Annotated in this window: 10 protein-coding genes; 7 read left to right on the forward strand and 3 right to left on the reverse strand. The window is 41.7% G+C overall.

The genetic code is table 11. The features are described 5' to 3' along the window. Positions 1 to 105 precede the first annotated feature (105 nt). Positions 106 to 849: an AhpA/YtjB family protein gene (locus tag PSF09_RS18110; RefSeq protein WP_419182220.1), complete on the forward strand. Its 744-nt coding sequence runs from the start codon at positions 106 to 108 to the stop codon at positions 847 to 849. Between the two features lie 26 nt (positions 850 to 875). Here PSF09_RS18110 and PSF09_RS18115 read toward each other — a convergent pair whose 3' ends face one another. After that, on the reverse strand, positions 876 to 1,658 hold the full coding sequence (locus tag PSF09_RS18115) for an energy transducer TonB (RefSeq protein ID WP_272684273.1): 783 nt from the start codon (positions 1,656 to 1,658) through the stop codon (positions 876 to 878). Between the two features lie 179 nt (positions 1,659 to 1,837). Between PSF09_RS18115 and PSF09_RS18120 the strand changes: the two genes are divergently transcribed. The 5 genes from PSF09_RS18120 to PSF09_RS18140 all read left to right on the forward strand — a co-directional run bounded on the left by PSF09_RS18120 (position 1,838) and on the right by PSF09_RS18140 (position 10,804). After that, positions 1,838 to 2,374: an RNA polymerase sigma factor gene (locus PSF09_RS18120; RefSeq protein WP_096864546.1), complete on the forward strand. Its 537-nt coding sequence runs from the start codon at positions 1,838 to 1,840 to the stop codon at positions 2,372 to 2,374. Next, a complete protein-coding gene (locus PSF09_RS18125) occupies positions 2,374 to 3,360 on the forward strand; it encodes a FecR family protein (RefSeq protein ID WP_272684274.1) in 987 nt (328 codons plus the stop codon). Before PSF09_RS18120 ends, PSF09_RS18125 begins: the two co-directional genes overlap by 1 nt. A gap of 117 nt (positions 3,361 to 3,477) precedes the next feature. Continuing rightward, positions 3,478 to 6,249, forward strand: a complete 2,772-nt coding sequence (locus PSF09_RS18130) for a secretin and TonB N-terminal domain-containing protein (protein ID WP_272684275.1) — start codon at positions 3,478 to 3,480, stop codon at positions 6,247 to 6,249. A 69-nt stretch (positions 6,250 to 6,318) separates the two neighbouring features. Next, the gene (locus PSF09_RS18135; RefSeq protein ID WP_272684276.1) at positions 6,319 to 8,025 is read left to right on the forward strand and encodes an ABC transporter ATP-binding protein/permease; all 1,707 of its coding nucleotides are present in this window, start codon (positions 6,319 to 6,321) and stop codon (positions 8,023 to 8,025) included. Then, positions 8,015 to 10,804 (forward strand): M16 family metallopeptidase, encoded by a 2,790-nt coding sequence (locus tag PSF09_RS18140; RefSeq protein WP_272684277.1) that lies wholly within the window; start codon positions 8,015 to 8,017, stop codon positions 10,802 to 10,804. Before PSF09_RS18135 ends, PSF09_RS18140 begins: the two co-directional genes overlap by 11 nt. A gap of 86 nt (positions 10,805 to 10,890) precedes the next feature. Here the strand turns inward: PSF09_RS18140 and PSF09_RS18145 are convergent, their stop codons facing one another. Beyond that, on the reverse strand, positions 10,891 to 12,129 hold the full coding sequence (locus PSF09_RS18145; protein WP_272684278.1) for a hypothetical protein: 1,239 nt from the start codon (positions 12,127 to 12,129) through the stop codon (positions 10,891 to 10,893). A gap of 207 nt (positions 12,130 to 12,336) precedes the next feature. Here PSF09_RS18145 and PSF09_RS18150 point away from each other — a divergent pair, with 207 nt between their 5' ends. Further along, entirely contained in the window at positions 12,337 to 12,831 is a 495-nt protein-coding gene (locus PSF09_RS18150) for a GNAT family N-acetyltransferase (RefSeq protein WP_272684279.1), read from the forward strand. 58 nt (positions 12,832 to 12,889) lie between these two features. Here PSF09_RS18150 and deoD read toward each other — a convergent pair whose 3' ends face one another. Further along, positions 12,890 to 13,606, reverse strand: coding sequence for a purine-nucleoside phosphorylase (gene deoD / locus PSF09_RS18155; RefSeq protein ID WP_004914779.1), 717 nt, complete (start codon positions 13,604 to 13,606; stop codon positions 12,890 to 12,892). Positions 13,607 to 13,680 lie beyond the last annotated feature (74 nt).

Genomic DNA, 13,680 nt, shown 5'->3' on the forward strand with positions numbered 1-13,680 from the left:
TGAAGATAATCCCATACTACCTGAAGTATAACGACATTTTTATACTCAAAATAAGTCGAGAGCACCAATAAAGCAATGAAACTTACCTTTAGGCTCCACAAAACAGTGATTATCGTTATCTGCGTTGCGCTGGTAACCTTACTGATGCATGGTATTTCTTATTTAGGAAATAGCCAAAACCAAGGCAGAATTGAGCAATTTAAACAATTGACTTATGTTCTTGCTGAACAAGTCGCCTTCAGCTTATCTGATTATATTGTTCCAGGCAGTAAAGATTTTAACTTAGAGCGCATTAATGCCAATTTAAATAACGTGGTGAAAGATAGGTATATTTTAGATGCCAGTATTTATACCGCTAGCGGCACATTGGTCACTCAAGTCGGAGAGCCTACCACGGTAAAAGAACGGCTCGCCATAGATGACAGCTCATCACTACAAAACTTTCAATACCAGCTTGTTGTTCCCATCCAAGGTACAAAAGAGCCAAAAGGCTATTTACGCTTGACGATTGATACAGAGCTCCTTTCAGCCGAAATTCAACAAGCAGATAACAGTACCAATGTATTACGAATTTTTATTCTACTTTCTTTGTGTATTGGTTTCGTTTTAGCGAATACATTACTGCGTTTAAAGAAAAAGAAAGGCCACAAGCAAGCACCTCCACTTGTCGTTAATACAGAGGAAAATCAAGATGATAATGGAGATGAAAACAGTAATGAAGATGGCAAGCAAGAGAACAAAGGGACACCAGCTGCTAAGCCAGCACGTTTGAAACGAAAGAAAGAACCTCGACCTTATCGCCCTAAACGGCCTGCCCCAAAAAATAAGCCAAACTCATCTGATAAATAGCCCTAAAAAGGGCTATTGAGTTGAATTTAAATAGAGGTTGTGTCGAACACGATTGGCGCAATAAACTCGACCCGGCCATCGACTAGTAATGTCTCTGGTGGCACAGGAAAAGGCGCAGCACGTGAAATGGTTGCCAAGGCTTCTTTATCCAGTATTTTCGTACCGGATGAATTCAATAAACTGGCAGCAATAACCTCACCTTTCTTGTCCAAAACCACACGAATATGAGAGACCCCAGTTAAGCGGAAACGCAGTGCTGCACGTGGATAGCGTTTGGTTTTGGCTATCCGCTGATGAACCTCACTTTGCCAACCTTGGTGCCCACTCACTGCCGCAGACGCATTACTGGAAAAATTCGCACTACTACTGGATTCGCTCCCTGATGCAGGGGCGGAAGTTACCGTCGACTCCTGCATGGTAACAGGTGCTTCTTCGATGACTTTTTTCTCTTGTGGAATTTTCTTTTTCGGTGGTCGTTTTTTCTCACTGACTTTCGTCAATGTGCCATTATCTACGATCGCAGTTTCAGGTAATTTATCCACCTTTTCAACAACTTCAGGCAATGATTCCTCACGTGTCGTCATTTGTTGTTTAGGGGCATGATTGATTTCAGGCTCAGCCTGCTGTTCAAGCTGATAAACACCCAGCTGCAACGAGATAGCGGGTGGTAATACCCCAGTCTTAGGAATTGAAGAGGTAAACCATCCGATAAAAATGATTGCCAGTGTTCCATGGAAAAGACAACTTAAAACCAAACCGCCTAGTGGACGGAAAATCGGGCGCTCTAACTGACCCGTCATACTGCTCATATTCTGCCTCACGACTTTATTTTTTGCAGATTATAGGCATAATACAAACAAAAATGATATTCATTATTATTAGTAAAAACATAATTATTAAAATAACTTATTGATTTAAATAATAAAGTAATCTGAGCAGATTATTAATCAGCACAACTGTGCTCTTTTATGACATTAACACCAGTAAAATGACTATTGATAAATCTCTTGCCCGTAAAATTAGCGGTGCGTATCAGTCAACATATAGCCAACTTGTGCGCTTTTTCCGCAATCGGCTAGATAACAGCAATGATGCTGATGATTTATCACAGGATGTGTTTACACTATGGCTAAACCGTAAAGAACAAACACCTGTAAAAGAGAGCCGCGCTTATCTGTTTAAAATTGCGAATCATGTTTTGATTGACCATTGGCGACGTAACCAACGCCAAACTAAATCAGAGACATCCATTGATGACGTTACTCATGAGCCACATTTTGAACAGAGCCAAGCTGATCCTAGTGAAATCTTGGAACATCAGCAACGGATCCAACGGCTGAGCGAAGCACTTGAAACGTTACCCCCCCGTCGACGAGAAGCATTTTTGCTGTATCGTTTTGATGGCTTATCTCAAAGTGAGATTGCTGAGCGAATGGAAATTTCAATCAGTATGGTGGAAAAACATATTGCAGCAGCACTTGTTCACTGTAAAAAACACCTTGATAATCAGGGCAATAATTCGTAATGACACACGACTCTTTGCAAACATCAGATGATGAAAGCCGCATTGATGAAGAAGCCGCGCTGTGGTTTACCCGCATGCATAGCCAACGCATTAATGCCCTTGAAACTGAGCAATTCAAACAATGGGTTGCAGCATCACCTGAACATGCAAAAGCGTATGATGCCATTGCTGAGCTATGGCGTGATTTTGATGATATGCCGCGCCCTGCTAGCACAATACTTCCGAAAGAAAAACGCCCTTTTTTTCGCTTATGGCGCCCTTTGGGCAATACCTTAGCGGCATTTTTTATTTCAGCTATTTTGTTTTTGCCTTACAGCCACTTGCCTGCGATGTTACTCAATAATATGACGTTAGTGGCAACGGATACGCCTAAAGAAGTCACATTGCCCGATGGTTCCCAGCTGTTTCTTAACCGCAATACCCGTATTCATGTCGCCTATGAAACTCCAGTGCGTAACCTGTACCTAGAACAGGGGAATGTTTACTTTAAAGTCAAATCCAACCCTTATCGCCCTTTTGTTGTTCAAGCTGATAACCGGCGAATTCAAGTGGTAGGAACCGAATTTGAAGTTAACAAAGTGGCTCAGCAAGTTGCTGTGAATGTCAGCCAAGGCATTGTCAGCTTTGAAGATGCCGCAAGCAAACAACCCGTTTTCCTACTTGCTGGTGACAGTGCAGTCAGTCAGTCGCCGAACAGCCCAATCGCTCGCCAACACATCAACCCGCTAGATGTGGCTCGTTGGCGTTTTGGTGAGTTTGTTTTTGTTGATAAACCACTTTCAGAAGTCCTCGACGAACTTAAAAACTACTCATCGATAAATATCGAGCTTTCTCCCGCTCAATTAGCGAAGAGTAAAATCTCAGGTCGCATCAATACCCATCAGCCAGAACAGTTTTTTCAGGCCCTTCCTTCATTACTTCCGGTACAAGTCGTCTATCGCGATAAAAATAACGTATTGATTATCCAAAACAAAAAAAATAAATAAAAAATATTTTCATTTGCAGGTGAGGATAATTCTCATTTCACCCTCTTCTTAACTAGTCATCATTTTGCTGACCTATTTTCGCACGCTTTTTGTGCAGCTTAAGAATAAGGGATAACCATGTCTATTCAGTTTACTCAAAGCCGATTAAGGCCGCTCGCCCTTGCTATTGCGGTGAGTAGCGCCATTGTTTGTCAGTCTGCATCAGCACAAGAACTCGCATTTTCACTACCAGAACAATCACTGGATAAATCCGTTGCTGAAATTAGCCGCCAAGGGCAAATCCAATTGATTTATGATAAAGGTCAGTTAAATGGCTTACGCGCCCCTGCCTTGTCTGGCAACTACTCCGCACAAACCGCATTACAAAAAATACTCATCGGTAGCGGCTTAGAGTTAGTCAATGAAAATGGTGTTTTCGTTATTCGTCAGCAAAATTTAAGCCAAGGCACATTGGTATTACCGGAAACTCAAGTCTCTGGCGTTGTTCAGAATCACCCCGCAACAGATGTTATGTCTGCACCACAATATGTGACGTCTGAAGAGATTAGCCAGAAAAATACCGGTGATGGCAATATCACCGATTTAATGAAAACTAACCCTGCTGTCCAATTTGCAAACAATGACAGTAACTCGATGAACCAAGGGGAAATCAAGCCTTCCCGCATTTCAATCCACGGCTCAAGCAGCTATCAAAATGCTTATCGCCTTGATGGTGTTAGTTTTAATAATGATTTTGACCCCGCAGACAGTGGTCTCGGTGAAACAGCGACCCGTCTGAGCAGTAGCGACCAAGGGATCTACATCGATAGCCGCCTGATCGACAGCATGACAGTGTATGACAATAACATTCCTGTCGAATTTGGTGGGTTTACAGGGGGAACCGTTGAAGTCAATAGCCGTCGCTGGCAAGGGGAAAATAGCGCCCATGCCTATTACCGCTTAACTCGCTCCGGTTGGAATAACCTGTTCCATGATTCTACCCAAGGTATTGATACCACTAAAAATGATACGGCTAACCCTGCGCGTTTCCAAAACCGCTACGATAAAAATGACTTTGGTGGCTGGTTTGAATTAGGGGTGAGTGAAAATTCAGGGCTCGTATTCTCTGCCTCACGTCGTAGTTCGACTATTCCGATGACAGTGACGGGAGGGGAAGCCTTTGTACTGGAAAATAACCAAGTCGAGCCGATCACCTCTGATTCAGGTAAGAAAAATCAGCGCCGTACCTCAGATAATTACTTTTTAAAATATTCATTGGATCTATCCGATAAGAGCTCGTTAGATTTATCGGCTAATTACGCCAATTACGATAGCCGCCTTTTTTCGTCTTCAATCAGCAACTCGGGCTATGATTCAACCCACAATGGGTTAGGTTTTACCGCTGTATTTAAACATCAGCTGGATTTAGGCCAATTGGAAGTTACTGCCAATACACAAGATTTAAAAGATGACCGAAAGAATGACCAAAAATATTCCCTAACGATCAGGGCATTCGACGACAATTGGAACATGATTGAACGCAATAGCGGCGGTCTTGGCGACTTAGAATCCAAGCAAAAAAACCACGGGCTAAAAACCGTGATGCGTTTTAATTCCCAAGAGGATGCACTTGGATTAACACACCAACCAACACTCGGCGCTGAAGCAAGTTACACCAAAGGTACCTACGTTCGCGATCAAGACTATTTCCGTTACACCTACACTGGCGACATCATTAATGATGATTTATACGATGGTTACTTAAGTAATGTGACTCGGTTTAAAAAAGGCTCTTACTCTGCGGATTACACTAATTACGCCATCTTCCTTGATAACAGTATCCAATATGGCAAATTGAATCTACGCCCTGGAGTACGTTTGGATCGTGATGATTTTGTTAATCGTACAAATATCGCCCCACGTTTAAGTGGAACCTACGATGTCTTTGGTGATGGCACAACCCAGTTAATAGCGGGAGCTAACCGTTATTATGGCCGCTCAATGCTCACTTATGCATTATACGGTGCACAAAACGATGGTATGCAAAACTGCTTGGGTTATAGCAAAGATTTCGCGTGTTCACTTAACCCTGACAATAACAATTGGGATAATCAAAAAGACTATGAAGGGTTAGATTCGCTCAAAACCCCCTATAACGATGAACTCACTTTAGCACTGCAACAAGAAGTTCTTTCTACCACATGGCGCTTACAATATGTGCATCGTGAAGGCTACGACGAAGTCAGAAACCGCACTAAATACGATAACCCACGAGATCCTAGTACTCGTAGTATTCGCACCTTTGATAACGGCGGACGCAGTTCTCACGATACCGTAACCTTATCAGTGAAAAATAGCCAACCATGGGAATGGGCTGAAGCTTCTCATGTCATGAATGCCTCATTCACTTGGCAACAAAGTGAAAGTAATACACCAAAAGATGCTGGCTATAGCGCTTACGATCCGGCCAATAAAGTTAATCTCAACAAAGTCTGGTATGACGGTAAAGTCATTGATGCGTCAAAATTGCCTTCAACCAGTTTTAACTCGCCAATTAAGCTCAACCTCGAAATCACTAGTGTATGGGATGAATACGATGTTACTTGGTATAACCGCCTTCAATGGTGGGGAGCCCGTAACCAAGCCGTTCGCTATGATAATTCTTACTATAGCGACCCTGAAGTTGGTCAATTACGTAAGTACACCAAACAAAACTTTGCCAGCAAATATACATGGGATACCCGCTTAGGTTGGAAGCCTGAATTCGCTCACGGTTTTGGCTTCTCAGTCGAAGTGAACAATATCCTTAACAATAAAAATGTTGCTGACCGCTTTGTCTTTGAAGACCGAGTATTGAAGTCCTACGACCCGGGCCGTCAGTTCTGGTTACAAGTCAATTACGACCTGTAATCCACCAGCAATGTGAGCAATTTAAAAAACATAAGCCATTAAAATAAAACAACAAATGAATAAAACGTCATGAAGACACTGAAACAATTTTTCTATTTAGTAAAACCTTTTTGGGGGCAGCGTGCTGCCCTTTTGTGCTGGATACTGCTGTTTGCCTCACTCGGGCTCACGTTGTCCTCGGTTTGGTTCAACGTCAAAATGAACATGTGGAATGGGGATTTTTATAACGCCCTACAAAAACTCGACGGCCAAGCGCTGTATGGCTTATTGCAATACTTTGTGATTTTAGTCAGCGGGCTAATTTTTGTCGTTGTTATGGGTAATTACCTAAAACAAATGCTGATTATCCGCTGGCGTAAAGGCATGACGGAGCAAGTACTTGGCCGTTGGTTATCGCCAAATAGCAAACATTACCTATTAAGGCTGACATCACAAGAGCCAGATAACCCAGACCAACGTATTGCCGAAGATATTCGTTTACTGATTGAATCGACATTAAATTTAGTGGTGACATTCCTCCACTCAATGTTAACGCTGATTTCATTTGCGGCCATTCTTTGGACATTGTCTGGCAGCCTGTCGTTTAATTTTGCCGATAGCGACTGGACCATCCCCGGCTATATGTTCTGGGCCTGTATCATATACACCTTGATTGGTATCGCTCTCACCCAATGGATTGGTTTTCCGCTACGTCGCTTGCATATGGATAAACAGCGCCGCGAAGCGGATTACCGTAGCTCGCTAATTAATTGCCGCCAACATGGTGATGCCATTGCAGGGCAGCGTGGTGAAACTCAAGATAGAAAAGAACTGATGAGGCGCTTTGGTGAAATTATTAGCAACTGGAACCGCTTGATCCGTTGTGAGCGGAACCTCTCTTTCTACACAGTGGGTTACCAACAAGTTACCGCCTTAGCGCCTGTATTACTCGCATTGCCTAAATTCCTTGCGGGTGAAATCATGTTGGGTGGCTTAATGCAATTGCGCCAAGCCTTTACCAGTGTTGCCACTTCACTCGGTTGGTTTATTTTTGCCTATAAAGAAATCGCCGCATGGCAAGCTACAGTCTCTCGTTTATACAACTTTGTGGTTTTATTGGAAAACGATAACAAAGCGGTGGTTACTATCGACGAAAAATCACCACCTTTGGTCGCTAAATTATCCGTTTCTACCGCAGACAACCGCTGCTTAATTAATTCCGTGAATATAACCGCCAAACAAGGCGAATTAACCTTGATTCGTGGCCGTTCTGGTGTTGGTAAGTCCACCTTATTACGCACGCTAAGTGGGCATTGGCCTTTCTTCAACGGCACTATCAGCCGAACAGAAAAAGTGATGTGGATCCCACAATGCCTCTATTTACCAATTAGTCGGCTTGATAGCTTATTGGCTTATCCCAAAGCAACATCCCAATTTAGTCAGCAAGATTTTCAATATGCATTGATGTTAGTCGGGTTAGAAAAGCTGCGTCACCAACTCGCACTCGAAACTGATTGGAACAACCGCCTATCTGGTGGAGAACAGCAGCGCATTATGTTTGCGCGTTTATTGCTCAACCGACCAAAACTACTGTTATTGGATGAAACCACCTCCGCCCTTGATGAAAACAGCGCATTAGAGCTCCTTGCTCTATTGAAAGCTGAACTCCATGACAGCGCCATTGTTTTGGTTAGCCATCAGAGCTTCGTTGCTCAATTTGCGGAACAACAAATATTGCTCGTTGAACCTGCGAGTGAAAAATCCTTAAATACAGGAACGCCTGAATATGCTTCGTAAAATTACCTTCGCCACACTGGTAAGCATTCTGCTCGGTGGCTGCGCAGGCAGCACATCTGTGAGCCAAAATTCAACCTCACTGTTACCCGTGCGTGGTGACCTGCAACACTATCAACTCGAAAATGGACTGCAAGTTTACCTTCTACAACGCAATCAACCTGGAGTTGAACTGCGTTTGTTGGTCAGTAGCGGTTCACTGCAAGAAAATGAACAGCAACTTGGCCTCGCGCACTTTACTGAACATATGGCGTTTAAAGGCACCAAACATTTTCCGGGAACTACAGGGTTCAAACAGCTTGAACACCAAGGACTTAAACTCGGTAGCCATGTTAATGCGATCACCAGTTTAAATTCCACACTATATAAATTATCACTCCCTGAAGCCACGACAGCACAAGTCACCACGGGCTTACAAGTGATGGCTGATTGGGCGTCAAATATGACCTTTGACCAAGATGCCTTTGAAAAAGAACGCCCTGTCATTGTTGAAGAGTGGCGCTTACGCCAAGGAATGGGCTATCGCATCAATGATAGTTTAGAAAAATTACGTTACCACGGTAGCCGATACGTCGATCGCAACCCGATAGGTTCATTAGATGTGGTACGCAATGCCCCGATTGAGCAAGCAAAAAACTATTATCAAACATGGTATCAACCTCAGCGAATGTCACTATTAATTATTGGTGATTTCAATAGTTCATCTGTACGCAATCAGGTTGATAATTTATTTGCGCTCCCTAAACCCGAAAAAGTGGCAGAAGATAACCCACAGTGGAAACAATTTGCCCATTCAACCAATATGTTAGTGCAAGGCGTGTTTGATAAAGAGCAAGGGGCGCGTTATGTGCAATTTGCCTTACAAAAGGATGTTAATGCACCGCTAAATACGCGCTTAGGGCAGTCCGAAGATTTACTCGATAACCTCTGGTTAGCCATTTTAAACCAGCGTTTCTCCGTCATGGTAGATAACGGCGTTTTACCGTCAATTAGCATCAATGAACAAGGGGCAATGTTAGATAACCAGCGCTTACAACAGTTGATGATCATCCACCCCAAAGGCAATGATTACCAAGGTGCGACTGAGATTTTATTTACAGAGCTGCAACGCCTTGCTACTGAGCCAGTTACCCAAGAAGAACTGGATTCTGCAAAGCAAACCATGTTGAAAAAATTTAGCCTGCAAGCCGCTTCAGAACAACGCTATAGTAATGAATATTTAGCGGGGCAACTCACTACAGCACTTGAGTATGACATGCCGATGTGGAATAAGCGCCAGCAGTTAGATAACAGCTACCAGTTGATAAAATCTGTCAAACCACAGGATTTACAACAGCATGTCGCTAAATTCCTACAAACCGCCTCCCCGCGTTTAGCATTAATTGGGCCAGATACAGATGCCGCGACAATGGATAAGTCTGCATTTAATCAACAATGGCTTAAAATACGCCAAAGCACACCAGGGCCATTTACGCTGCGCTCCAAAGCGATTCAACTACAGCTACCTCAAGTTCCCAAAGGGGATATTGTTGAGCAATCTAAGCTACCGGTTGAAAAAACAGAGCATTGGATATTAAGCAATGGTATTCAAGTAATTGTTAAAACAGATAAAAACCTGAAAGATGATATTCAATTTAACTTGCAATTACCCGGTGGTCGCTCGTTAGAAACACAACAAACGGCAGGTTTAACCGATTGGGCATTAAAACTTCCTGAAAGCAGCGGTTATGGGAACTACAGCGCTCGCGATCTGGCTTTACTGGCAAAACAAAACCAAATTAGCGTTCGCCCATACAGTGAATTACTCACACATGGTTTTCGTGGAAAAACCCCTGTCGATAACCTCGAAACGGCTCTACAACTACTCAACTTGAAGCTAACAGCGCCGCAATTTAGTGGTGAAAAGTTAGAGCAACAAAAACAATCCTTTGCTTTAAACTTATCCAAAACCCCCGTAGAACGCACGTTCCTCGATAATATCAATAAAGAAAGCTATACCCATGGTGAATTTTTAGTGATCAATCCACAGGGTAGCTGGCAACAATTTACGGCTCAACAGTTGCAGCAAGCCAACCGCCAATTACTCACGTCAACAGCAGATATGACACTGGTCATTACAGGTGCAATGAATAGTCGTGAGCTAAAACCGCTGTTAGAGCAATGGGTTGCATCACTGCCGCAAAGTAACCAAAAACTGGTATCTCGCAACCAAGGCATTATACCTAAAATGGCCAGTTTTAATAAAACTTATCCCATCAGTAGTAGTGATAAAAGCATGGTCAGCATTCAATTCGCCTCACCCGCCGTGTGGAACCAACAAGACAGCTTAGCAATTCAGCTTATTGATACTATTGTGAGCCAACGTCTGCGCGGCGAATTACGTGAAAAAGCCAGCGGGATCTATGCATTAGGTTTTTCACAGATGCTAGCGAAAAAACCGCAACCTTATTACCTCGCTCGCTTGAATTTCACCACGTCACCTGAGCGTGCTGAAGAAATGACGCAAATCGCCCAAAAAACGATTGGGCAAATTCGTCAAACGGGTGTCAGTGAGAAGGAGCTGGTTGAAGCGAAAAATATTTGGCTGACAGAAAATTCACAATTCACTGATAGTTCTAGTTATTGGACTGAAGCGCTGGCACAAGTTGCCGCCGATGATGGGCAATATCAGCGTTTAAACCAAGAACAAAATATTATTCGTCAACTTACGGTTGAGGATATTAACCGCTTGGCTCGTCAGTATTTAGGGCAGAATTCAAAAGTGTTTATGATGACGCCTTAATATGAGTAAAGATGAGCCCGTAAATACATTGGGCTCATCTTTCTACTTTCCACCCTATTTGACATAAATGAAATTCATGATTAATTTCAGCTAAATATTCTTCTTATTTTATTGATAATTCGATTGAATACGTGTGAAATTATTTTTTTTAAACTCATATCCTTCATTATCTCTTCCGGATCTCTATTTTTTTCAGGTTCCAATAACTCTGTCTTACTTACAACACTGAATTTTTCATTTCCCTTCAATTCGTTCACTCTATCTACTGAATAAACGTCTATGAAATCATTAATCTGCTTAGCAATATTTTCATGAGTATAATTTGATATTTTCCGCCTTAAGTCTGATTTATATTTATCAATATTCTCAACAGGCTCCATTTTCAAACCATCTATAATTGCCATTTTAAACTCATTGAGCTTACGTGGCGTAACATCTTGTAATCCAAACACGGAATTTATAGCACACCAAATTCGGTTTATTGGACTTCTATTTTCTCTAATATATAATTCATGTTCATCTAAATATTGATTAATAATTTCATTTATTTTCTTACATACCAATTCATTATCGTATTCTTTTAGTATTCCCTGTGCACTTAACATTTCGCGCTCAAAGAGTTCAGGGGTTTCACTTGACTTCAACTTATTAAATTTTTCCTTAATTTTAGCTTTAATCAAATTTAATGACTTATTCGAGATCCCATTAAAAATCACTTTAATTCTAATCGCTTCCTCTATCGTATGGCGAGAAAGGATTTTTTGAGACTTAGGTTCCTCCTCACTCTTGCCCAACTGATTTAGTTTAATTTTTTTTATTTCCTCACTAACTACTTCATTCTTCTGTTTTGTAATCACACCGTTGCAATATTCCATCTTTTCTATAATTCTATCACTTTCAGAATTACTCTTTATTGGCATTGAATTATTAGATAAATCGTCACTGTGTGATTTTCGAACAATTGATTTTTCAAAACCATCTTCTTTTTGCTCTGATTGTATTTCTTTAGTAGGAAGTGACTGTTTAGGAGGATAAAGAAAATAATTTTTACTTGCTTCGATGCCTTTATTAAAATACTTATTAATTTTATACTTCGCTTTTTCGTTAGCCTCATTTACTTTACCCCATGCCTCTGTTATTTCCTTCATTCCATCAGCATTCGTACTATTCTTTAAACTAACTATTTTATCTATTATCAGATGGCTAGATCCCTCATAGAAGCTATCTTTTCTTATAATGTTATCTACCATATCACTCAGTGAAATTGATGGGTTCGTTTGCTTTGTAGCATGATCGTGATGGCTTATGGCTTTAAAGATCTTCATATTAGGTTTCCTATTTGAGGTAAGACACACAAAAATAATATATAAGCCAATAAGCTTTCGATATCAGATAGCGATTCCCTCAATAATTTTTAAATACAATCAGTAAAATTTAATGCTACTACTAGATTTATATGACTTTGTTAAGTTGACATAATATATTTTTGATGTGATTAATATATTCTAGAAACGACAATGATGAGTAAAGTAATGAACAACATAACCATCCGCAGAGCAACACTGGACGATGTGTCTGCAATCACCCAAATGCACACGGACTATTCCGCCTACGCCAATACATTACAGTTGCCTTACCCAACAGAAAAAACATGGGAAGCCCGCCTTGGTGCGAATGACCCGTTAGTCACACAGTTTGTGGCAACCATTGATGATGTCGTTGTCGGGTTACTCGTTATTCATCAACCAAGCCAAATACGCCGCCGCCATGTGGCTACCTTCGGGATTACCGTTAGTGAAGCCCACCAAGGCAAAGGTATTGGTTCACAACTGATGCAAGTGATGGTGGATTACTGTGACAACTGGCTGAATGTCCATCGCATAGAACTAGAAGTATTCGCCGCAAATGGCAGTGGCGTTGGGTTGTACGAAAAGTTTGGCTTTGAACTAGAAGGCCGCATGAAAGATTATGCATTCCGTGATGGGCAATATGTTGATGCCGTGATGATGAGTAGAATCAAAAAATAGCGATAAAAAATGCCACACAATAGGTGGCATTTTAGCGCATCATGAAAACGTCTAACGACTATTTGTCACCTAACAACACGGAATCCAGTGCAATTTCAATCATCTCATTGAACGTGGTTTGACGTTCTTCTGACGTGGTTTGTTCGCCAGTTTTGATGTGGTCAGAAACGGTACAAATCGTTAACGCGCGAGCACCAAACTCAGCGGCAACACCATAGATACCCGCAGCTTCCATCTCAACACCCAGAATGCCGTATTTTTCCATCACTTTGAACATATCAGGATCTGGTGAGTAAAATAGGTCTGCTGAGAACAAGTTACCCACACGTACATTCACGTTTCTTGCTTTTGCTGCTTCAACCGCATTATGGACTAAGTCATAGTCTGCAATCGCTGCAAAATCATTTTCTTTAAAACGTTGACGGTTAACACGTGAATCAGTACAAGCGCCCATACCAATCACAACATCACGCAATTTGACATCATCCATTACTGCGCCACATGAACCCACACGAATAATCACTTTTACACCAAAATCAGTGATCAGTTCTTTCGCGTAAATGGAGCATGAAGGGATCCCCATACCGTGACCCATAACAGAAATTTTACGACCTTTATAAGTCCCTGTAAAACCTAACATGCCACGCACATTATTGACTTGGCGAACATCCTGAAGGAAGGTTTCAGCGATGTATTTTGCACGTAATGGGTCGCCTGGCATCAGAACGACATCAGCGAAATCACCCATTTCTGCATTAATATGTGGAGTTGCCATGATTATTTCCCTTTAAATGATTAAATATTTTTAAGTTAATGAGGTGGCTTTCCCACCTTATTATTAAAAAAAGA

Source organism: Providencia sp. PROV141, assembly GCF_028481645.1.
Lineage (GTDB): Bacteria > Pseudomonadota > Gammaproteobacteria > Enterobacterales > Enterobacteriaceae > Providencia > Providencia rettgeri.